This is a genomic window from Ruegeria sp. ANG-R, assembly GCF_000813985.1.
Lineage (GTDB): Bacteria > Pseudomonadota > Alphaproteobacteria > Rhodobacterales > Rhodobacteraceae > Ruegeria.
Genome location: NZ_JWLJ01000003.1, coordinates 144,835 through 166,616, shown reverse-complemented (window position 1 = coordinate 166,616; position 21,782 = coordinate 144,835). Strand labels below are relative to the sequence as shown.

17 protein-coding genes are annotated in these 21,782 nt (G+C 58.6%); 11 read left to right on the top strand and 6 right to left on the bottom strand.

Annotated features, from left to right (window positions below; genetic code table 11):
- Nucleotides 1-32 precede the first annotated feature (32 nt).
- From RA27_RS11150 to RA27_RS11110, 9 genes are all read left to right on the top strand, one after another.
- Nucleotides 33-722, top strand: a complete 690-nt coding sequence (locus RA27_RS11150; RefSeq protein ID WP_039538605.1) for a haloacid dehalogenase type II — start codon at nucleotides 33-35, stop codon at nucleotides 720-722.
- Nucleotides 719-1,546, top strand: coding sequence for an alpha/beta hydrolase (locus tag RA27_RS11145; protein WP_039538601.1), 828 nt, complete (start codon nucleotides 719-721; stop codon nucleotides 1,544-1,546). The genes RA27_RS11150 and RA27_RS11145 overlap by 4 nt, the downstream gene beginning before the upstream one ends.
- Nucleotides 1,543-2,517, top strand: a complete 975-nt coding sequence (locus tag RA27_RS11140; RefSeq protein ID WP_039538598.1) for a threonine/serine dehydratase — start codon at nucleotides 1,543-1,545, stop codon at nucleotides 2,515-2,517. The genes RA27_RS11145 and RA27_RS11140 overlap by 4 nt, the downstream gene beginning before the upstream one ends.
- 74 nt (nucleotides 2,518-2,591) lie before the next feature.
- Nucleotides 2,592-3,380: a 3-oxoadipate enol-lactonase gene (pcaD, locus tag RA27_RS11135; protein WP_039538595.1), complete on the top strand. Its 789-nt coding sequence runs from the start codon at nucleotides 2,592-2,594 to the stop codon at nucleotides 3,378-3,380.
- A 12-nt stretch (nucleotides 3,381-3,392) separates the two neighbouring features.
- A complete protein-coding gene (locus tag RA27_RS11130) occupies nucleotides 3,393-4,106 on the top strand; it encodes an alpha/beta fold hydrolase (protein ID WP_039538594.1) in 714 nt (237 codons plus the stop codon).
- Nucleotides 4,107-4,182: 76 nt separating this feature from the next.
- The gene (locus RA27_RS11125; RefSeq protein ID WP_039538591.1) at nucleotides 4,183-5,382 is read left to right on the top strand and encodes a tetracycline resistance MFS efflux pump; all 1,200 of its coding nucleotides are present in this window, start codon (nucleotides 4,183-4,185) and stop codon (nucleotides 5,380-5,382) included.
- An 83-nt stretch (nucleotides 5,383-5,465) separates the two neighbouring features.
- Nucleotides 5,466-6,584, top strand: coding sequence for a Zn-dependent alcohol dehydrogenase (locus RA27_RS11120; RefSeq protein WP_039538589.1), 1,119 nt, complete (start codon nucleotides 5,466-5,468; stop codon nucleotides 6,582-6,584).
- On the top strand, nucleotides 6,581-7,813 hold the full coding sequence (locus RA27_RS11115; protein ID WP_039538586.1) for a mandelate racemase/muconate lactonizing enzyme family protein: 1,233 nt from the start codon (nucleotides 6,581-6,583) through the stop codon (nucleotides 7,811-7,813). Before RA27_RS11120 ends, RA27_RS11115 begins: the two co-directional genes overlap by 4 nt.
- Before the next feature lie 112 nt (nucleotides 7,814-7,925).
- The gene (locus RA27_RS11110; protein WP_039538583.1) at nucleotides 7,926-8,213 is read left to right on the top strand and encodes a metalloregulator ArsR/SmtB family transcription factor; all 288 of its coding nucleotides are present in this window, start codon (nucleotides 7,926-7,928) and stop codon (nucleotides 8,211-8,213) included.
- Nucleotides 8,214-8,216: 3 nt separating this feature from the next.
- Here the strand turns inward: RA27_RS11110 and RA27_RS11105 are convergent, their stop codons facing one another.
- Nucleotides 8,217-11,258: a cyclic nucleotide-binding domain-containing protein gene (locus RA27_RS11105; RefSeq protein WP_241484056.1), complete on the bottom strand. Its 3,042-nt coding sequence runs from the start codon at nucleotides 11,256-11,258 to the stop codon at nucleotides 8,217-8,219.
- A gap of 169 nt (nucleotides 11,259-11,427) precedes the next feature.
- Here RA27_RS11105 and RA27_RS11100 point away from each other — a divergent pair, with 169 nt between their 5' ends.
- A complete protein-coding gene (locus RA27_RS11100) occupies nucleotides 11,428-11,817 on the top strand; it encodes a DUF3307 domain-containing protein (protein ID WP_039538578.1) in 390 nt (129 codons plus the stop codon).
- Nucleotides 11,818-11,820: 3 nt separating this feature from the next.
- On the opposite strand, the gene RA27_RS11095 is transcribed toward RA27_RS11100, so the two are convergent.
- Entirely contained in the window at nucleotides 11,821-12,282 is a 462-nt protein-coding gene (locus tag RA27_RS11095) for an Lrp/AsnC family transcriptional regulator (RefSeq protein WP_039538575.1), read from the bottom strand.
- Between the two features lie 144 nt (nucleotides 12,283-12,426).
- Between RA27_RS11095 and RA27_RS11090 the strand changes: the two genes are divergently transcribed.
- A complete protein-coding gene (locus RA27_RS11090; RefSeq protein WP_039538572.1) occupies nucleotides 12,427-15,822 on the top strand; it encodes an indolepyruvate ferredoxin oxidoreductase family protein in 3,396 nt (1,131 codons plus the stop codon).
- Here RA27_RS11090 and RA27_RS11085 read toward each other — a convergent pair.
- The 4 genes from RA27_RS11085 to RA27_RS11070 are packed head-to-tail and all read right to left on the bottom strand — an operon-like array spanning nucleotide 15,819 to nucleotide 21,743.
- A complete protein-coding gene (locus RA27_RS11085) occupies nucleotides 15,819-17,123 on the bottom strand; it encodes an FAD-dependent oxidoreductase (RefSeq protein WP_039538569.1) in 1,305 nt (434 codons plus the stop codon). The genes RA27_RS11090 and RA27_RS11085 overlap by 4 nt on opposite strands.
- Nucleotides 17,110-17,793 carry a TetR/AcrR family transcriptional regulator gene (locus RA27_RS11080; RefSeq protein ID WP_039538567.1) on the bottom strand — a complete coding sequence of 228 codons (684 nt, stop codon included), beginning with the start codon at nucleotides 17,791-17,793 and terminating at the stop codon, nucleotides 17,110-17,112. The genes RA27_RS11085 and RA27_RS11080 overlap by 14 nt, the downstream gene beginning before the upstream one ends.
- On the bottom strand, nucleotides 17,794-19,338 hold the full coding sequence (locus RA27_RS11075) for a trimethylamine methyltransferase family protein (RefSeq protein WP_039538565.1): 1,545 nt from the start codon (nucleotides 19,336-19,338) through the stop codon (nucleotides 17,794-17,796).
- Nucleotides 19,339-19,340: 2 nt separating this feature from the next.
- Nucleotides 19,341-21,743 (bottom strand): FAD-dependent oxidoreductase, encoded by a 2,403-nt coding sequence (locus RA27_RS11070; protein WP_039538562.1) that lies wholly within the window; start codon nucleotides 21,741-21,743, stop codon nucleotides 19,341-19,343.
- Nucleotides 21,744-21,782 lie beyond the last annotated feature (39 nt).

Below are 21,782 nucleotides of genomic sequence, written 5' to 3'. Positions count from 1 at the left end.
GTGCTTACCTGCGCCCGATCAGGGAGGACCGGATGGCTATCACCACTTGTGTATTCGACGCGTATGGCACGCTGTTTGACGTGGCGGCCGCCGCCCGGCAGGCCGCGGCCGAGCCGGGTTTCGGAGCCTTGGCAGAGAAATGGCCGGAACTGGCCGGTCACTGGCGTCTGAAACAGCTGCAATATACCTGGCTGCGGGCCGTGGCTGATGCGCATTGCGACTTTTGGGACGTGACCCAGGATGGGCTGGATTGGGCGCTGGAAGCGGTTGGTCTGCAAGGGGATTCCGCCCTTCGGCAGCGTCTGCTGGATCTCTATTGGCAGCTTCAAGCCTATCCCGAAGTCCCCGAGATGCTGAGCGCGCTGAAGGCCGGAGGGATGCAAACCGCCATCCTGTCCAACGGATCACCCCCGATGCTGGATGGTGCAGTTCAATCGGCAGGGATCGGAGATGTACTTGACGATGTCCTGTCGGTCGAAAGCGTTGGTGTCTTCAAACCCCATTCCAGCGTCTACGATCTGGTGCAGAAACGATTTGGGTGCGCGCGGGATGAAGTACTGTTCGTCAGTTCCAACGGCTGGGACGCAGCCGGCGCCAGCGGTTATGGATTTGTCACCGCCTGGGTGAACCGCATGGCCGAGCCGATGGACCGTCTGCCGTGGAAACCTGCCCATGTGCTGCCAGACCTGACAACGATTCCGCAATTGGCAGGGCTTCGATGACGTTCTTCACCACCTCGGACGACAAGCGCCTTTACTATGAGGATACGGGCGCGGGTCAGCCTCTGCTCTGTCTGGCGGGTCTGACCCGTAACAGCCTCGATTTTTCGTTTCTGGCACCCCATATGCGCCATCTGCGGATGATCACGATGGACTATCGCGGGCGCGGGAAATCCGATTTCGACGCGGAGTATCTGAACTACAACATTTTGCGCGAAGGGCAGGATGTAACCGAACTTATGGACCATCTGGGGCTGCGCAAGGTGACGCTGCTGGGCACGTCGCGCGGAGGTCTGATTGCGATGGCTCTGGCCGCCGGTCATCCTGACCGTCTGGCGGGTGTTATCCTAAACGATGTCGGGCCAGTGATCGAACCCGAAGGCATCGCCAAAATCATGAACTATGTCGGCAACCGTCCGGCCTCTGCCTCTTATGACGAAGCCGCTGAGGCCCTGCACCGGATGATGGCCCCTCAGTTCCCCGGCGTCCCTCAGCACATCTGGAGACAGCAGGTCGAATTCCAGTATATCCAGACAGATACCGGGCTGGAATTGCGCTATGATCCCGCCCTGCGGCAAGCGCTGATCGAACAGGCCGCCATCTCTCCTGCGCCAGACTTGTGGCCTTTGTTCGATGCGCTGCGCAATATCCCGACCGGCGTGATCCGGGGTGCGAACTCTGATCTGCTGAGCGCGGCTACACTGCAGGACATGCACGCCCGACACACCGGATTGATCTCAGCCGGGGTGCCTGACCGGGGTCATGTTCCTTTTCTGAACGAACCGCAATCCCTTGACCTGATTCACAAGATACTGGACGCCACATGAGCAGCATAGACATGATCGAAGCCGCCGCTGAACGACTGAAAGGTCATGTACGCGAGACACCGCTGCTATCATCGCCTTTTCTGGACGAACTCGCGGGCCGCCGGGTGCTGGTGAAGCCGGAATGCCTGCAACACACCGGCAGCTTCAAGTTTCGCGGCGCGTGGTCCGCGATCTCAGCGCTGGACGACACGGCGCGCAGCCGGGGCGTTATCGCCTATTCCTCGGGCAATCACGCGCAGGGCGTAGCTTACGCAGCGGCGCAGCACGGAATATCGTCGGTCATCGTCATGCCTTCGGATGCGCCAAAGCTAAAAATTGAAAACACCCGCGCGCTGGGGAGCGAGGTCGTCCTTTATGACCGCGCAAACGAAAGCCGGGAAGAGATCGGTGAAGCATTAGCCGCCCAACGCGGGTTGACCCTCATCAGGCCCTACGATGAGCCACAGGTCATCGCGGGCCAGGGGACAGCGGGGCTGGAACTGGCCCGACAGGCGCGACAGTTGGGCGTGACCGAAGGGGATGTTCTGATCTGTTGCGGCGGCGGCGGGCTGACATCCGGCATAGCGCTTGCGCTGGAACGTCACGCGCCCGGCCTGCGCGCCCGACCGTGCGAACCCGAAGGGTTCGAAGATGTGAAACGCTCGCTGACGACAGGAGCAATCCAAAGCAACGATGCCACGTCCGGCAATATCTGCGACGCGATCCTGACACCACAGCCGGGGCAAATTACCTTTCCGATTCTGCAGCGGCTCTGTGGACCCGGCCTTGCGGTCTCCGAACAGGAAGCCTTGCACGCCATGGCCCTCGCCTTTCTCCGCCTCAAAATCGTGCTGGAACCGGGTGGTGCGGTCTCGCTCGCCTCAGCCCTGTTTCGCAAGGACCAGATCGAAGCGGATGCGGTAATCGTCGTGGCCTCGGGTGGCAACGTTGACCCGCAAATCTTCGAACAGGCGTTGGAATTCCTGACCTGACAATCGGTTACGACCGGTGCAAAATCCGGTTGTAGTCTTTCAGCCGACACCCTGAGCAGACGGGGAATTTATACATGCATATCGCTGACCTCTCAGACCTGGGGATACACTACCGGATTGACGGTGAAGCCTGCGGCGCGCCCATTGTGTTTGCCAACTCGCTCGGCACGGACATGCGCCTGTGGGACCCGATATTACCTCTGCTTCCCAAGGGCTTGCGAATCATAAGGTATGATAAACGCGGGCACGGACTGTCATCGCTAACCCCTGCGCCCTATTCCATGGGAAATCTGGTGCGTGATGCTGAACGACTGCTGGACTATCTGGAGGTCAAAGACTGCGTGTTCGTGGGCCTTTCGGTCGGTGGCATGATCGCACAAGGCTTGGCGGTGAAACGGATGGACCAGATTCGCGCGCTGGTTCTGTCAAATACAGCTGCCAAGATCGGTACACCTAAAATCTGGCAAGACCGTATCGCGGCAGTCCGCGCCGGTGGGATCGAAGCTTTGGCAGACGCTACAATGGAGCGGTGGTTCTCGAAGTCTTTCCGCGCCAGCCCCCAAATGACCTTGTGGCGTAACATGATGGTCCGGCAACCGGTTGAGGGCTATCTCGGCTGTTGTGCTGCAATCTCGGGCACGGATTTCTATACTCCAACCAGCGGGCTGCGCCTGCCGACCCTTGGAATTGCAGGCAGCGAGGATGGTTCGACCCCACCCGATCTGGTACGGGAGACAGTTGATCTGATCCCGGGCTCGCGCTTTGCTTTGATCCGCAAGGCAGGTCACCTGCCTTGCGTAGAGCGCCCTCAGGAATACGCCGAACTGCTCGGCAGCTTCCTGACCGAGGTCGGACATATTTGAAGGAGTAATAGGTTGGCGGACTTCTTGCTTATACACGGGTCATGCCACGGCGCCTGGTGCTGGCGTGACCTGATCCCGGAACTGACCACGTTCGGGCATACGGCCCGGGCCATCGATATGCCCAGCCATGGTTCAGATCCGACGCCCATCCGGGATGTAACACTCGATTCATGTCGGGATGCGGTTCTGAAAGCCTCAACGCCGCAAACAATCATCATCGGGCATTCGTGGGGCGGCTACCCCGTCAGCGCCGCCGCCGAGGCTGACCCGGACGCCATGCAGGGCCTTATCTATCTAAGCGCCTATGTCCCACAATCCGGCCTTTCCATGGTTGAGATGCGTAAACGCGCGCCACGCCAGTTGATCGGTGATGCGGTCGAGAAATCTGCCGACGGATTGTCGTATACCGTGGTGCCGGACCGGGTGCATGATCTGTTCTACCACGACTGTCCGCGCGAAGTTGTGGCCTATGCGTTCGGCCGCCTGTGTCCACAGGCGATCGCGCCGCAAACGACCCCGCTGCACACCGGCGAGAATTTCGCACGCGTTCCAAAAGGGTATATCCGAACCACCGATGACCGCACAGTTCCGACCGAGTACCAGGCACAAATGGCCCGCTGTGCTGGCCCCGGTATGAACCTGACCATCGACAGCTCTCACTCGCCGTTTTTCTCGCATCCCGAACACCTGGCCGGGTTGATGCATCAGATCTCGCAGCGGATATAGGCAGGCTGCAAAGTCTTTGCTTTCAACCGATCGGACCCGCCGCTACGGTCCGGATACAGCCAAACTCAGAGGCTTCATGCGCCTGCCATTTCTGTTTGTCCTCGGGACAGTGATGATCGACGCGATGGGCATCGGACTTGTCCTGCCGATCATGCCGCAACTGATCGTCGAGGTTCAGGGCGGCACACTTGCCTCGGCCGCGATCTGGGGCGGCATTCTGAGCACCGCATTTGCGACCATGCAATTCCTGTTCGGACCGGTTTTGGGCAATCTCTCGGACGCATATGGGCGAAGAACGGTCCTGTTGATCTCTCTTTTTGTCATGGCGCTGGATTATGTGGTGATGGCCATCGCTGGCAGTATCTGGCTGCTGCTGGCGGGCCGGATTGTCGGCGGTGTTACTGCCGCGACCCATTCCACCGCCGCAGCCTTCATGGCGGATGTTTCAAAACCCCATGAAAAAGCTGCTAATTTCGGCCTTCTGGGCGCAGCCTTCGGGGTGGGCTTCGTCCTCGGTCCGCTGATGGGCGGGTTGCTGAGTGAGTTTGGAACACGTGCGCCATTTTGGGCCGCCGCCATTCTGTCGGCATTAGGTTTCCTTCTAGGACTGTTGGTCATGCCTGAAACCATCACCGACAAGACTCGCCGTGCCTTCGACTGGCGGCGCGCCAATCCTGCCGGATCGTTGCGCGCAATCGCCTCCCTGCCCGGTATCCGACCCTTGTTGTGGGTCTATTTCCTGTATTCGATCTCGATCTACGTCTATCCGGCCATCTGGTCCTATTTCACTCTGGAACGTTTCGGCTGGTCACCGCAGATGATCGGCCTTTCGCTGGCTGTCTACGGGATCGGGATGGCCGCAGTTCAGGGCGGTTTGATCCGTCCCGCCACACGCTATTTGGGCGAAAGAGTCACGATCATCTGGGGCATGGGATTCGAGATCGTCAGTTTCGTGCTGCTGAGTTTTCTGACAAATGGTCTGGTCGCATTGATGCTGATCCCCGTCACCGCATTGGGGGCAGTCGTAACCCCTGCCTTGCAGGCCATGATGTCGCGCGCGACACCTGATTCCCAGCAAGGAGAGCTGCAGGGTGTCCTCACGTCGCTTCATGCTCTGTCGATGATCATAGCGCCGCTGGTCATGACCAACGTGTTTGCGTATTTCGCAGGCCGGGATGCTCCGGTCTATCTGCCGGGCGCTCCGTTCTTGCTGGCATTCGTTCTGATGACGATCGGGCTGTTGCTTTTTCTGCGCCCTCGTCCGGCATTGGCATAACAACGACATATCCGTGGCGGATTTCGCCTTGCAGGTTGGATTGCGACGGGCCACCGTGACCGCAACAGGGAACGGGGAAAGATATGCAATCCATCAAAGCAGCCGTGTGCCGGGCCTTCGGCGAACCACTGGTCATCGAAGATATCCTGATTTCACCCCCCGGAATGGGCGAGGTTGAGGTCACGCTGGACGCCGTGGCGATCTGCCATTCGGACATTTCGTTCGCAAGCGGAGCGTGGGGTGGACACTTGCCCGCGGTTTACGGACACGAAGCGGCCGGGGTGATTTCAAAAGTTGGAGACGGTGCCGGAGATTTCAGGATTGGCGATCCCGTTGTGGTCACCTTGATCCGCGCCTGCGGCTCTTGCCCGTCCTGCGCCGGTGGCAAGCCAACCGTTTGCGAAACGCCCTATGATACGGTCAAGGGGCCGCTGCGGACTGCCGATGGCGGTCCGCTTGAGCAAGCCATGGCGTGCGGAGCCTTCGCCGAGAAGGTCGTGGTCAGCCACCGTCAGATCGTCCGCATTCCCGAAACGCTGCCCAAAGAGCTTGCCAGTCTGCTGTCCTGCGGTGTGATCACGGGCGTGGGGGCAGCGGTCAACGCAGCCAAGCTGCGCCCGGGGCAGGATGTCGTTGTGATCGGTGCCGGGGGCGTTGGACTGAATGCCATTCAGGGCGCGCGTATCGCCGGAGCACGCCGCATCGTCGCCGTAGACATGTCCGAAGACAAGCTGGACATCGCAAAGGAATTCGGCGCGACCCATGGCGTTCTGGCCAGCCTCGAGCAGCCATGGAAGGCGGCGCATGAAGCGCTTGGTGGGCGCGGCGCGGATGCGGTTCTGATCACCGTGGGTGCAATTCCAGCCTATGATCAGGCTCCACGTTACCTTGGCCGGGGAGGCAAAGCGATCATGATCGGGATGCCTCATTCCGGTGACATGTCCAGCTACGAGCCCGTCGTGCTGGCCGCGTTGGGCCAGGGTATGATCGGGTCGAAGATGGGAGATGTGGTTATCCAGCGTGATATCCCTTGGATGATCGACCTTTATGAACAGGGGCGGCTGAAACTGGATGAATTGATCTCGGGTCGTTGGACGTTGTCGCAGATCAATGAGGCGATCGAAGACACCAAAACCGGTGCTGCCAAACGCAACGTGATCATATTCGATGAAGACCGAGGCTCCGGCGGGAGCGCCGCATGAGGCTGCAAGACCTCGATATCATCGTTACCGCCCCTCCGGCCCCGGGCTGGGGTGGACGTTATTGGATTCTGGTCAAGGTCACCACCGATACGGGCGTCACCGGATGGGGGGAGTGTTACGCGTCATCCGTGGGTCCCGACGCCATGAAACATGTGATCCGGGATGTGTTCGAACGTCATATGCTGGGGGAGAACCCCGAGAATATCGAATTGATGTTCCGCCGCGCATATTCTAGTGGATTCACGCAACGCCCGGATCTGACCGTCATGGGTGCATTTTCAGGGCTTGAGATCGCGTGTTGGGATATCCTCGGCAAAGATCGGGACCGACCTGTTTATGCCTTGCTGGGTGGCCGGATGAACGACCGAATTCGGGCCTACACCTATCTGTACCCCCTTCCTCAGCATGACCTGACCGATTTCTGGACCTCGCCAGAACAGGCCGCAGACTGCGCAGCAGAGATGGTCCGGCGCGGCTATACAGCAGTCAAATTCGATCCGGCAGGGCCTTACACAATCCGCGGCGGGCACATGCCCGCGATGTCCGATATCTCGCTGTCAGTTGCATTTTGCAAAGCCATCCGCGAAGCGGTCGGCGACAAGGCGGACCTGTTGTTTGGCACCCACGGTCAGTTCAACACTGCCGGAGCCATACGCCTGGGGCAAGCGCTGGAGCCCTACGCACCGCTGTGGTTCGAAGAACCCACGCCCCCGGACATGATCGAGGATATGGCCCGTGTCGCGCGCAACGTCCGCATCCCCGTCGCAACGGGTGAGAGAATGACGACCAAAGCCGAATTTGGCGCGGTCTTGCGTGCCGGGGCCGCCGAAATTCTTCAACCCGCGCTTGGCCGGGCAGGTGGCATATGGGAGATGAAGAAGGTCGCGGCCATGGCAGAGGTCTTCAATGCACAGATGGCACCCCATCTTTATGCGGGACCGGTTGAGTGGGCCGCCAACATCCATCTGGCCGCCTCGATCCCCAACCTGCTGTTGCTCGAGAGCATCGAGACCCCTTTCCACGATCGATTGATCAAGGGGAGCATCCGCGTCGAGGAGGGCTTCGTCACGCCTCCGACCGAACCCGGTCTTGGTATCGAGGTTGATGAAAAACTTGCCCGCGCGAACCCTTACGATGGCGACGGGTTACATCTGCAAATGCAGGAAGCCCCCTGCGATTATGCAAACGGAAACGCGTTCCAGGGCGGCGCGCCCGCGACCGAGGGGTGACAATCATCGGACCGGTGAGGCATATTGGTCCAACCCAAAACTGTTTATTGGTTGTTTCGTGACAGCTCAGGACATCGACTCTCGCCTTTTGTCCGCAGAAACTCCGGCGGATATGAAAGAAAACGCGGCTCAGGCAGCCGCCTTTCTCAAGGTGCTGGCCCACGAAGGCCGTCTGATGATCCTATGCCATCTGGGGGCTGGCGAGCGATCCGTAGGAGAGCTGGAGGCCCTGCTGGACATGCGGCAGGCAGCGGTCAGCCAGATGCTGGCGCGACTGCGCGAAGAGGGCTTCGTGAAGACCCGCCGCGACGGCAAAACAATCTACTACGCGCTGAACGACGGCAAGGCCGCGCACGTGATCGAACTGCTCTATAGCCTGTTCTGCGAACCCGATCACTGAGCGTCAGTTCGAGACATATCCGGCGATCACCTGTAGCAGTTTGAAAGCCGTGGCCGCGTCATTTTCTACAACCGCGAGGAATTCTTCCTCACCGATGCGCAGGCAGGACAGGTCGGTCTCGGCCACCATGCTCAGGGCACGCGGCTCCTTGCGGATCAGGCCCAGTTCCCCCACCAGCGCGCCGGCACCGACCGTTGTGATCAATTGGTCGGGCCCATCCGAGCGCGGCAGGTACAGGCCCGCTTCACCCTCAAGAATCACATAGGCGCCGTCGGTCGGTTGGTCATCCTTGAGAAAGACCACCTGACCCGGTTTGGCGTCGAACCATCGGGCGCCGAAAGCCAACAGGCGCAGCTGGCGGCGGTCCAGCCCCGAAAACAGCGGCGTTTGCTCAAGCGCCCGCAACTTGCGCACCAGGTCAGCGGACGCCGCGCCGTCACCCTCGACGTCGGCTGGGCCTTCTCCGGTCACCACCCGGCCCTGACGGATTTCGACGTACATGTCGAAAACATCTGGATTTTCGAACGCGTCATTCAGGTAGATTACCGTAGTTTCAGGCAGCAACTCTCGCAGATTTTTGTACACCGCCACCTGCGTCTCCATATCATAGCTGGCAAGTGCCGTTTCCAGGATCAGAATATCAGGTTTCTTGATTGCGGCCCGGGTAAAAGCCAGTGGCTCGGCGAACACTGCGGGCAGGTTCTGACCACCCAGCGAGACCGGTACATCATAGATCAGTTCGACCACCATCGGACGCGCCCCGTTTTCGGCCAATACGTCGACGATCAGCTTGCGCGCCTCATCGGTGCGGGCGCCTCCGATCTGGCTGACCTTGCCGAACAAGGCGTTTTCCATGACCGTCAAACCCGGGGCAAAGGCGTCCTTGTCCAAAGGCACAAAAACATCGTGCAGCGGTTCCAGCAACTTGTCGGAATGGCTGTGGCGCAGCTCGAGAATGCGGTTCTTCAGCTCATCCGAAAACGCCGGTCCGATCTGCTCGGCCGAAATCACAAACGGCACCGACAGCAAACTGGCCAGTTGCTCGTCATCGAGTCCGCGCCCGCCTTCTTTGCGCGTCTGCTCGACCAGTTCAACGGCAGCCTCGTAGGTCTTGGCCTCGAGCCCAAGTTTGCGAAACAGGGGGTGATCAGTGCCATCCAGCCCAAAGATCTGGCGCAACATTTCGATCACGTCACGTGTCAGGCTGATCAGGGTTTCGTCCAATCCCAGCTCTCGCAGCTGGCCCAAAAACACGGTCTGTTGCGCCAGCAATTGCTGAGTGACCGGTACGCAGGGGGTCGCGAACAACAGGTTCTCAGCGACAGGTAGTGCCGGGTTGTAGGTCGACCGATCAAAAACCAGCGCCTGCTCGTCCAGACCGGCCTCACGCACCGCTCTTTGCACCAACGGCCGCAACTCGACCAGTTTTGCCGCCAGCCCCGGGCGTTCGGTGGCATCAAAGACCTGCTCAGCCCCGCGCTGAAACAGCGCCGCGCCCGAACCCATGCCGTCGATCAGCTGCAGCCACCAATCGCGCAAGCGAGCGGTATCATCAAAACCGGCCAAACCGGGGTCCAGCCATTCGACGCGGAAAGGGTCGGTGCTGTTGCCTGCCCGCAGCGTTTCCGGGAAATCCGGATCATCGGTGGACAAGGACAAGGGGCGCGACCGCATCGGCATCATCACATTTTCGCCCAACGTACCCTGAAACATGACCGGGCGCGAGGTCGCCAGACCGATACGCGCTGCAACAACGCTCTGATGCAGGCTCGCCATATTTATACCGCCAATTTCGATCCGGCCCGAGGTTGGCAGAATCTCGCGGGTCAGCAATTCGGTCAGGGCGTGGCGGTCCTCTTCGCTGGTGGCCGATATACCGATCGTCTTCCCGGCCGGGAAAGTCAGATCCAGATCGTCCAGCACCTGATTGCCGTCGATATCGCGTACGGAAACCCGGTTCAGAACAATGTCTCCATCCAGCCGAGGACGCTCGGCAGGCTCTCCGTCGAACTGAGCCTCATCGACCATGCCATCCGGGGCGAAACGCTCGATCACGACATCCCAGCGCAGCGACATGTCCTGCGTTTGGTTATAATAGGTCAGCAGTTCCTTCCACGGAGAGCTCAGGTCCTTATACGCCGCCAGCGCCGCCACCAGCGCCCCCAGCGAAACCGATCCCTGCAACACCAGCAGGCCGCCAACCAGATAGAACATGAAGGGCGTCAGTTGCGAGATGAAGTTGTTGATGAACTTCATAAAGAATTTCTTCTGGTAAATCTCGAACCGGATACCGAACAACCGCCCCAGCTGATCCGAGATCATCGCCCTCCGGTACCGCCAGCCGCCATTGGCGCGCAGGGTGGACGCACCGGCGGCGTTCTCGCCGATCTGGGCGGCCAATACGCGGACCTCCTGAATCCGCTGCTTGTTCAGCAAGTTGATCTGGCGTTGCAATTTCGGGATCAGCCAGGCCTGCAGCGGGATCAACGCAACCGCTGCCAGACCAAACCAGACGCTTTGCAGGAACAGGAAGGACAGGATCGTGATCATCTGCCCGGCCTGCAGCACAGGTTGACTGATCGCGTCTCCCATCAGCCCGCCCATCGGCTCGCTTTCAGCCGTGATCATCGACACCATCTCGCCCTGGCTTACCCGCTCGAAATACGGCTGCGGAAAGCGCAGCGCGCGGTTGATCAGCTGATAGCGGAAACGGCGCAGCATACGTTCGCTCAGAACGCCCTTCATGGTGTTGATGCGCATTTTCATCAGCCCGTGCGCCAGCACCGCGGCCAGGAAAGCGAAGCACAGGATCATCAGGAATGTGGTCTGCGGTAGGCTATAGCCCCAGACATCGATAATCTGACTGGTCGCACCAATCGCGTCGTTGATGATGCGCTTAGGCAGTTCCAGCGTCAGATAGAGCAACGGAAACAGAGTTGCCGTCACCGCCAGCAGAATCAACTGATCGCGTTTCGAGTATTTCCAGATGAACCGAAAGATTGTTCGTTCTATTGAACCCGCCCCTGCTAATAATGCGCCGCTCAAATCATTGATTTTGGCGTGAATACAACGGGCCGAATTTACCGCAATCGTATCCGCAGACGCAAATGAATTTCCAATTTGCGCTTAATTCGCGTTGTGTGAACAAGTTCATTTGCGCGGCACGGCATTACCCCCTAGTCTTCTGTTTCAGGACGATATCGGGAGGATTCATTTGCCTGCCAGCTATGGCGCTGTGTTTCTGTTGCTCTGCCTGCTTCAGGTCAAACACATGTTCGCCGACTATTATTTACAGACGCCCAAAATGCTTTCCGGGCGAGGCACGTATTTCCATATGGGACGCGCGCAACATGCTGCTGTGCATGTTGTGGGTTCTGTTGTCATTTTTGCGCTGTTTCGTGCTCCGATCGAATTCATACTGATCATCGCCGCATTGGAATGGATCGTGCATTTCCACATCGACTTCGCCAAAGCCAGTTATTCCGACCGCAAACAGCTTCAGCCAAATCAGGCGGCCTTCTGGCGCGCGGCCGGTCTGGACCAGTTGTTTCACAACCTGACCTATATAGGTATGGCGTGGGCCTGGGTGGCCTTTGCCGCCTGAGCCTCAGGGTACGACTGGTCGGCTCCGCTTGATCGTGCGCAACACCACATTCGTCTGGGCGCTGGCGACGGCGGGCAGACGAAAAAGGAAATCCTCCAGAAACGTGTTGTAAGCCGCCAGATCCCGGCACAGGACGCGCAGGTGATAGTCCGCCTGACCTGTTGTGGCATAGCATTCCTGCACTTCAGGACTTCTTTCCACCGCCCGGATGAAGTCAATGATTTTGTCCGGGTCATGCCGGGTCAGATGCACATGAACGATCGCTTCAAAGGTCAAGCCCATGGCCGAAGGGGAAACCAACGCCCCATAGCGTTCTATCACCCCCGCCTCTTCCAGCGCACGCACTCTGCGCCATAGGGCCGAGGCCGACATCCCAACGGCGTCTGCCAACTCGGCATTCGAAACCCTGCTGTCATCTTGCAGCAGCGTCAGAATACGGCGGTCTCTGTCATCAAGAGCAATCATGCTGATTATTTTAACCGTAATTTTCTCAGATACCGAAGCAGTAAACCACTTTTTTATAAATCCCTACACACTCTGGTACGTTTAACCAGTGCTTGGGGGGTAAAATAACCGGATACCAAAGGCAAAACCCATGGAACCAACATAATGAGCCAGCACGATCCCGCTCTCCGCACCTATCAGCTTGAAGATCGTTACGACTTGTCTGAAGGGCGGGTCTTTCTGACCGGAACCCAGGCGCTGGCGCGGATCATGATGGATCAGGCCCGGCGTGACCGACAGGCCGGGCTTAACACCGCAGGCTTTGTGTCGGGCTATCGCGGTTCACCACTGGGTGGGCTGGACCTTGAACTTTGGCGCGCCAAAGACAGGCTAAAGAGCGATCGCATCACCTTCATGCCTGCGGTGAATGAAGACCTTGGGGCGACGGCGGTTCTGGGTGCACAACAGGCGATACTGGACCCGCATTGCGAGGTCGAGGGCATCTTTTCGATGTGGTACGGCAAAGGCCCCGGCGTCGACCGGTCGGGCGATGCACTCAAACATGGCAATGCCTACGGCTCGGCCCCGAAAGGTGGCGTGCTTGTTGTGGCGGGCGATGACCACGGGTGTGTAAGCTCCTCGATGCCGCATCAGTCGGATGTGGCCTTCATGGCCTGGTTTATGCCAACATTAAATCCGGCCTCGGTCGAGGAATATCTTGAATTCGGCGAGTACGGCTTCGCTCTTTCACGCTTCTCGGGCAAATGGGTCGGGTTCAAGGCCATATCGGAAACGGTCGAAAGCGCGCGTTCGGTCGACCTGCGCCCGGACCGCAATTTTACCCTGCCCCAGATCGATCAGCCCGAGCGTGGCTTGCATGTCCGGAGCGCTGACCTGCCTTCGCCCGAGATCGAAACCCGCATTCAACACAAACTGCGTGCCGTGCGGGCTTTTGCCGAAGAAAATCCAATCGACAAGCGCATCTATGACATCGACAACGCCAAGTTCGGATTTGTGACCACCGGCAAAGGGCATCTTGACCTGATGGAGGCCCTGCGCCTGCTGGGATTGGATGAACCCGCTTGCCGCCGTCTTGGCATCGACATCTACAAGGTCGGGATGGTCTGGCCGCTGGCCCGTCGCAACGCGTTGCGCTTTGTGAAGGGGAAAGCTGAGGTTCTGGTCGTCGAAGAAAAACGCGGCATCATCGAAAGCCAGTTCAAGGAGTACTTTTATGACTGGCCCGGCGACAAGCCACACAAGATGGTGGGCAAGTACGACAGCCATGGCGAGCCACTGATCCCCTGGACGGGGGAACTCAGCCCTCTGATGCTGGCCCCTATCGTGGCCGCTCGTCTGGACACATTCTTTCCCGAAGAGAATCTGCCTGAAAAGGCCAAGGCTCTGACGGAAACTCCAGCACCGGTGATCAATGTGCCCGGGGCAAGCCGAACACCGTATTTCTGTTCGGGCTGCCCGCACAATACCTCGACCAAAGTCCCTCAAGGTTCGACCGCTGCCAGTGGGATCGGTTGCCACGTCATGGCGTCTTGGATGGATCGCGAAACTGTTGGCTACGCGCAAATGGGCGGTGAAGGCGTGCCGCATGTCGTGGCGTCGCAATTTAACGGTGGAAAACACATCTTTCAGAACCTTGGCGAGGGCACTTGGTACCATTCGGGTTCTCTGGCGATCCGGCAGGCGGTCGCAGCGGAGACAAATATCACCTACAAAATCCTCTACAACGATGCTGTTGCCATGACCGGGGGGCAGCCCGTCGATGGCCCTGTGAGCGTTTCAGGCATTGCACAGACCTGCCGCGCAGAAGGCGTGGACCGGATCGCTTTGGTCTCGGATCATATCGACAAATTCCGCCGTGCCGATTTCCCGGCCGGAACCACATTTCACGACCGCGCCGAGATGGATATTCTGCAACGCGAGTTGCGGGACGTACCCGGCGTCACGGTCTTGATCTACGAACAGACCTGCGCCACCGAAAAGCGCCGCCGTCGCAAGCGTGGCACGATGCAGGACCCGGACAAGTTCGTCTGGATCAACGATCTGGTTTGTGAAGGGTGTGGCGATTGCTCGGTCGCGTCAAACTGCCTGAGCATCGAACCCCGCAACACGCCGCTGGGCCGCAAACGCAAGATCAATCTCAGCTCATGTAACAAGGATTTTTCCTGTCTGGACGGGTTCTGCCCAAGCTTCGTCACCATCGAAGGCGCAACCCGAAAAAAACGCGCCATCGATCTGGATTTATCTGCGCTGGAGGCAAATTTACCTGCGCCAGAGTTGCCATCCCTCGATACGCCCTTCGACCTTCTTGTGACAGGTGTCGGCGGCACCGGAGTTGTCACCGTCGGCGCGCTGATCACCATGGCCGCGCATATCGAGGGTAAAGGTGCATCAGTTCTGGATTTTACCGGGTTCGCGCAGAAGTTCGGCACGGTACTTAGTTACATCCGGCTTGGATCAGAGCCCGAGACGTTGAATCAGGTCCGTATCGATCAGAGAGCCGCGGATGCGGTAATCGGCTGCGATGTGGTCGTCAGTTCAGCACCTAAGGCTTCAGCCCACTACCGGAACGGCACGCGAATGGTTCTGAATCGCGCGGAAATGCCGACCGGTGACCTGGTGCTGCGGCGCGATGCGCAACTAAGTGTCTCTGAGCGGGAGCAAGCCATTCGGAACGTCATCGGCGCAGAAAACCTGACTGGATTTGATGCAAATGCCGCGTCCGAGACCCTGTTGGGAGACACCGTGTTCGCCAATGTCATCCTGCTGGGCTATGCATGGCAGAAGGGGCTTGTTCCCATCTCGCTCAGCGCGCTGGGGCAGGCAATTTTGCTAAATGGGGTTGCTGTCGAAAAAAACCGGCTTGCACTGGCAATTGGCCGCGCCCTGTCTGCAGACCCCTCGCGCGTGCCGGGGTACAGCGAACCTCAAGAAACCGAAGAAACGCTGGACGAGATGATCGCGCGCCGAGCCGCATTCTTGCGCCGCTACCAAAATGACGCCTACGCAGATCGCTACACCAACCGCATTTCTGCTATACGGTCGGCCCATCCTGCTGGTGACGATGCAGTCATACGAACCATAGCAAGCAACCTGTTCCGCTTCATGGCCTATAAGGATGAGTACGAGGTCGCACGGCTACAGAGCTCGGATATCTTCGCAGAAGAATTGGCTCAGCATTTTGAAGGGGACTACAAAACCCGATACCATTTCGCCCCTCCCCTCTTTAGCTGGCGACAAGATGGTTGGGGACGTCCGGTCAAACACGCGTTTGGTCCTTGGATGCGCCCCATTCTAAGTGGCCTTGCCCGGGCGAAATGGCTGCGCGGAAGCATCCTGAACCCGTTCGGATATCACGCCGAGGCTCGGCTGCACCGCGATATTCTGAACTGGTACGAAGCGTTGTTGGATATGTTTGTTACCAACCCCACTGCCCATGCAGAGGCAGAGTGGTCGGAGGCTCTCGCAACCGCAGACCAGATACGCGGATTTGGTCCAGTGCGCGCCGAAAGTTTTGAGAAAGCGCGCGCGCTGACCTCCTAACCGAGAACCGAGAAACTGCTGTCCGTATTGACCGCTCGCTTGCGTGAATAAAAACCAGTGTCGATTGTACGCCCGATATAGGGCAGTTCAAACTGCATCGGCTTGTCGTCATGATCCGCACCGCCTTCGACATGCTCGATCAGCGACGCCATCATCTTGCCTGCGATTGGCGCGTTCTTGTACTGGTTGCCGCTGGTGCCACAGGCCATGTAGAAACCCGGCAGACTGGACTTGTCATAGATCGGAATCCAGTCGGTCGAGGCATCATACAAATCGACCACTCCCCGAGTTCTGGAGGGTATCCCGAGGCTGGGAACCCGCTGAGCAAAGCGCATGGCTTGCGTAGTCCATTGGTCTGTGAAGTCGTGGTTGTAACTTATGTCGTCCTCGCACCATTGATGCGGGTCACACGCAGGGTCTTCCGAGCCGATCAAAATGTGATTGCCATGCTCAGGACGACAATAAAGCGCGATGTCGCTATCTGAGACAATTGTGCCCTGTGTTTCGAAATCAAACCCCTCAGGTGCGGGCACGTGGACCACTTCCTGCCGCAAGGCGCGGGTGGTAATGGTCATATCGCTCAGAACCCCAGCCATTTCATTGATGATCGCCGATCCGGGACCGGCGACATTCACAACCACATTGGCATGAATCTCTTCGCCCGAGGCAAGTTTGACGCCTGCTACGCGCCCTTCACTGGTCAGGATTTCGCGAACCTCGGCACCGGTTCGAACTTCGGCACCGTGCAGCTTGGCCGCCTCCATCAGGTTTTGCGCTGACAAAGCCGGGTCGGTAACGTAACCCGCCTTTGGCCAGAACACTGCGCCCTGAACCTGTTTTCCGTTCGGCTGGCCAAATTCAGGATCATCCATGCGCCGCGCCGGAGCGAAGCTATCCAGCGTATAAATCGGCAGGCGTTCTGTGATTTGTTCGGGCGTCCATTCTTCAAACGGGCAATCCAGTTCAGCACTGTATTTCTTGTGCTTCTCCAGAAATCCGTTGGCCTCGGTCTTCATAACCAGACAGCCGGTTTCACGGAACTGAGCCAGATCTGCGCTATCGGGCAAACCCAGATAACCCGCCCACTCGCGCCAATAATGATAGCCTTCCCACGCAAACGCCGTGCCATCTAGGGTCGAATAATGCATCCGGACGATCGCGCATGAACCTGCGGTCGAACCGTGCCCGACCTGAGCGTTCCGATCCAGCGAAAGGGTTTTCCAGCCTGATTTGGCCATCTCAAACGCGATTGCCGCGCCTATAACACCGGTTCCGATGATGATTGCGTCAGGTTGGCTCATGTCCTGCCCCTTCCCAGAAACGTTTTGCATATGCGCTGAATTCGGTGATCTCTTCGGGTCGAGGTTCGACCCCGGTAAAGACGTAAAGGTAGTGCGGAACCATCGATAACCGGATCGCCATCGGCTCGTTCAACTGCGCAAGATCATAGCCGATCTGCATATAATACAGCACGCGTGCGCGGGTCTCGGCCTCGGTCGCATCATAGTTGAAACGGATGAACATCGCACGCAACGCTGCCAGTCGACTCGCATCGGATTGGTCCAGCATCCGCCGCACTTTTCCCGACCGCCTTGCCCAGTCCCGAACGGCAAAATCGAGCGCCGTATCAAACAGTTCTGTATTCACGACGCAACGCTGAACATTGCAAACCGCGGCCGTTATCGTCTCCGCGGGCAATTCGGATTGCGCGATCAGTGCGGCGGTGTTGGTTGCCTGCCATCGTGCCAGAAGCGCATCCAGCAATTCCTGTCGGGACTTGAAATACCAGTAGAATGATGAGCGAGAGACTGCCATCCGCTCGGCAAGGTTCATGACCTTCACCTGCTCGACCCCATCCGAGATCAACACGTCCATGGCCACGTTCAACCAATCGTCACGCGTGACCTTGACGTTGCCAGTCAGAGGTTCGGCTTCGGGGTCATCCCGGTGGAGGACGGGTTTTGTATTCATTCAACTCTCCGGTGGTGCGCCACCCTCTTCGGTGCGACGCACGATGAAGTCCTGCAGTGCACCAATACGGTTTGCGTCCTGAGCCGGCGCTTCGAAATTCGCCAGAATTTCTTTCCAGACCCCAGTTGCACGATGATTTGCATCCACGGAACCACGTTCGGTCCATGTGCCAAAGTTGGCATAGTCATGTACATGCGGTTCATAGAACGCAGTATTGTAGCGTTCCATCGTTTGGCTGGTAGCGAAGAAATGGCCGCTGGGTTCGACCTCGCGCAGGGCGGTGTCAAACCCGATTTCGGCCCCACCTGCCTGCGCGCCGGCGCAAAGTTCGGCCACCATGTTCAACACTTCGGCGTCACAGATCATTTTCTCAAATGACACGGTCAAACCGCCTTCCAGCCAACCCGCTGAATGGATGATCACAGTGGCCCCGGCCATCAAACAGCCCCACAGACCGAACTGGTTCTCATTGGCGGCCTGTACGTCATTGATGTTCGCGGCCGAACCCGCCGCCGACCGCCAGGGCAACCCGAGGTGACGCGCCAGTTGTCCGGCCGCCAGCGAAGCCTGAAAGTGCGAGGGCGTTCCGAAAGCTGGCGCACCAGACTTCATGTCGACATTGCTGGTGAAGGTTCCATAACAAACCGGCGCGCCGGGATTGGTCAGTTGGGTCAGCGTCAACGCCGCCAGCGCTTCGGCATGGGACAGCGTAATCGCCCCGGCCACCGTAATCGGTGCCATCGCCCCCATCAGGGTAAAAGGGGTGATGATCGACATCTGACCGTGTCGGGCAAAATCGATCAGGCCCTGTGCCATCGGGATGTCCAGAGTGCGCGGGCTGTTGGTGTTGATGATCGTATAACAGTGGGCATTGGCGCGGAACTCATCGTCAGACAGGCCCCGCGCGGTCGAGAGCATTTCGAAACAGTCCATCACCTGCGGCGTTCCGCGCGAGAAGAAGAATGGGAATTTGTCTGTAAGCTCCATCTGCGCCTTGGTCGTGAAATAGTGCCGCAGGTTTGTCGGCACATCCTGCGGCTCAACCTGGGGCGAGATCATCTGGAACACATCGAAATGATGGGTGAGTTTCAGGAACTCAAGATAATCCTGCCCGGTAGCCGGGCGGCGCCCGCGTTCCAAATCGGTGGCGTTTGGCGCCCCTGCCCCCGGCTGGAACACCAGACTGCCGAGTTCCAGAGTAAAATCCCGTCGCCGCGCCCCGGCTCGGCAGGAGATTGATTTGGGTGCCGAGGCAACTGCTGCATCTACGATCTCGCGCCCGATAAAGACCATTTCGCTGTCTTCATCCACCCGTGCGCCGCCCTTAGAAAAGATGCGGCGCGCCTCGGGCAGCAGAACTTTGACGCCAAGTTCCTCAAGCGTTCGTAGCGCGGTTTCGTGCATATCCGCGATTTGCTCTGCCGGAAACACCTCCATCAAGGGGAATGGATTTCGCAATTGGCGATAGTTTACATCACGGCTGGGCTGCGGTGACGCATCCGCGCTACGCCCCCGTCTCCGGCCTCCTCGCTCCCGTGTAGCCATGGTCAACCTCGCATCGCTTTACCCTGAGGATCGTAAGGCGACGGTTCAATAACCCGTGCCGGCCGCTCGACGCCCACAACATGCACTGACAATTCGGTTCCCGGTACGGCCATGTCGCGATTGACGAGCGCCATTGCCAGAGACTTGCCGGTATAGTGACCGTATCCGCCCGAAGTGACAAAACCCACGCGTTCACCGCTGGCCCAGATCGGCTCATACCCGCTTGCATCCGCGTCCTGCGCTTCGATTTCCAATGTAACCTGCACCTGTGCTGGTCCATTTCCATCGCGTTCAGCCAATGCGGCGTCTTTACCAACGAAATCTTTTTCCCAATCGATCCAGCGATCCATGCCCGTCATACCCGGCGTATAAAGCTGCGTAAATTCCGCCGACCAGATGCCAAAGCTTTTTTCCAGGCGTGTCGACAACATCGCATTGAAGCCGCATTCCCGGATGCCCTCATCAGCTCCGGCCTCCAGCAACATCCGACGCAGCTTGATGTGATCGCCGTAGCGGCAGTTGATCTCGTAGCCCTTTTCGCCAGTCACCGACATACGGGCGACACGGGCACGCACCAGACCGATATCAAAATCGCCGCAGCCCATGAATTTCAGGCCCGAGATGTCCTGTTCTGCCAGCTTCTCGACCACGGCCTGCGATTTCGGTCCAACCACGGCAAAGCCGCAATATTCCTCGCCCAAATCGCGAATTTGGACGCCATCCATCATGTGATCATCGAACCAACGCATATGCCAGGCACGCAGATAGTAGCTGCCCATGATCCACCAAGTGCCATCGCCCCAGTTGAGCACGGTCAGATCACCCTTGAGCCGTCCGTTCTCGCCCAGCATTGGGGCCAACTTGGCCCGTCCCGGCGCGGGGAGTTTTGAGGCCATGACTTTGTCGAGCCACTCCTCGGCGTTCGGCCCCGAGACCTCAAACCGCGAGAATCCCGAGATGTCTAGCAGGCCCACGCCTTCGCGGATCACCTTGCATTCCTCGGCCACGATATCGTGTGCGTTTGAACGTTTGAGCGTCGGCGTCTCCTCGAACCCTTTCGGCGCGAAGTAGAGCGGCACTTCGAGGTCCCAGCTCACACCCCATTTGCATCCCGCTTCGGTCATCGCGTCATGGGCCGGAGCCATTTTCAGTGGCCGGCCAGCAGGCAACTGTTCGTTCGGATAGGTCATCACAAACCGACGCGAATAGAACTGTCCCGTTGTCTCGCGAATATAGCGTTTATTCTGCGCGAAATCGCCATAGCGCGCCACGTCCATCGGCCACGCATCAGCCTCTGGCTCGCCATGGATCATCCACTCGGCCAGCGTCTTGCCCACGCCACCACCCTGCAGGAACCCGGCCATCACCGCACAGGCTGACCAATACCCGCGCTTACCGGGCACCGGACCGACCAAAGGGTTACCATCTGGCGAGAAGGTGAACGCGCCATTCACCCATGTTTTGATGCCAACATTCTGGATTGACGGATAGCGTTCAAAACCGAGCGTCAATTCATTCTCGATCCGGTCGAGCTGTTCCTGAAACAGCTCTTCGCCGTAATTCCAAGGCGCACCGTCCATGGCCCAGTGTTCATGATCGACCTCATAGATACCGACCAGAACGCCCTTCTGGTCCTGCCGCATATAGGTAAAACCTTCGAGGTCGACGGTCATCGGCATCTCGAAATCAGCCTCGGCAACTTCAGGCACTGTATCTGTGATCAGATAGTGGTGTTTGAGTGGCGACACCGGCAGTTCGACCCCTGCCATACGGCCCACCTGCTTGGCCCAGAGACCTGCGGCATTGACCACATGCTCACACGTGATCGTGCCCTTGTCGGTCACAACTTCCCAGCCATCCGCAGTCTGCGTCAGGCGTTCGACCTTGGTTTCCTCGTAATACTCGGCTCCGCGCTTTTTGGCCGCCGTGGCATAGGCCTGAACCGTTCCAGTGGTGTCGATATAGCCTTCGCGATCCGCCCACATTGCGCCAAGCACGCCGTCGGTTGACATGATCGGGCAACGTTTCTGCGCCTCTTCCGGGGATAACAATTCGCAATCATCAATGCCGATAGATTGAAAGATGCGGTAGTTGGCCTGCAGCCACTCCCACCGTTCAGGCGTGCCAGCCAAGGTCAGGCCGCCGGTCATATGCAGGCCGATGTTCTGACCCGATTCCTTTTCGATCTCGCTGAGCAAATCGATCGTATAGGCCTGAAGAGACGCCATGTTGGGATCGGCGTTCAGCGCATGGATGCCCCCTGCCGCGTGCCAGGACGAGCCCGAGGCCAAACGCCGACGCTCCAACATCACCACATCGGACCAGCCGAACTTGGCAAGGTGATACAGAACCGAGGCGCCCACAACGCCGCCACCGATGACTACGACACGATACTGAGACTTCATCCCGACCTCCGCTGAATGATCCGAATTGGACGCTAGAGG

Excerpts from the sequence above, each read along its gene's own strand:
- RA27_RS11150 (WP_039538605.1), top strand. The coding sequence starts at position 33 with ATGGCTATCACCACTTGTGTATTCGACGCGTATGGCACGCTGTTTGAC.
- RA27_RS11145 (WP_039538601.1), top strand. The coding sequence starts at position 719 with ATGACGTTCTTCACCACCTCGGACGACAAGCGCCTTTACTATGAGGAT.
- RA27_RS11140 (WP_039538598.1), top strand. The coding sequence starts at position 1,543 with ATGAGCAGCATAGACATGATCGAAGCCGCCGCTGAACGACTGAAAGGT.
- pcaD (WP_039538595.1), top strand. The coding sequence starts at position 2,592 with ATGCATATCGCTGACCTCTCAGACCTGGGGATACACTACCGGATTGAC.
- RA27_RS11125 (WP_039538591.1), top strand. The coding sequence starts at position 4,183 with ATGCGCCTGCCATTTCTGTTTGTCCTCGGGACAGTGATGATCGACGCG.
- RA27_RS11120 (WP_039538589.1), top strand. The coding sequence starts at position 5,466 with ATGCAATCCATCAAAGCAGCCGTGTGCCGGGCCTTCGGCGAACCACTG.
- RA27_RS11115 (WP_039538586.1), top strand. The coding sequence starts at position 6,581 with ATGAGGCTGCAAGACCTCGATATCATCGTTACCGCCCCTCCGGCCCCG.
- RA27_RS11110 (WP_039538583.1), top strand. The coding sequence starts at position 7,926 with ATGAAAGAAAACGCGGCTCAGGCAGCCGCCTTTCTCAAGGTGCTGGCC.
- RA27_RS11095 (WP_039538575.1), bottom strand. The coding sequence starts at position 12,282 with ATGATTGCTCTTGATGACAGAGACCGCCGTATTCTGACGCTGCTGCAA.
- RA27_RS11090 (WP_039538572.1), top strand. The coding sequence starts at position 12,427 with ATGAGCCAGCACGATCCCGCTCTCCGCACCTATCAGCTTGAAGATCGT.
- RA27_RS11085 (WP_039538569.1), bottom strand. The coding sequence starts at position 17,123 with ATGAGCCAACCTGACGCAATCATCATCGGAACCGGTGTTATAGGCGCG.
- RA27_RS11080 (WP_039538567.1), bottom strand. The coding sequence starts at position 17,793 with ATGAATACAAAACCCGTCCTCCACCGGGATGACCCCGAAGCCGAACCT.
- RA27_RS11075 (WP_039538565.1), bottom strand. The coding sequence starts at position 19,338 with ATGGCTACACGGGAGCGAGGAGGCCGGAGACGGGGGCGTAGCGCGGAT.
- RA27_RS11070 (WP_039538562.1), bottom strand. The coding sequence starts at position 21,743 with ATGAAGTCTCAGTATCGTGTCGTAGTCATCGGTGGCGGCGTTGTGGGC.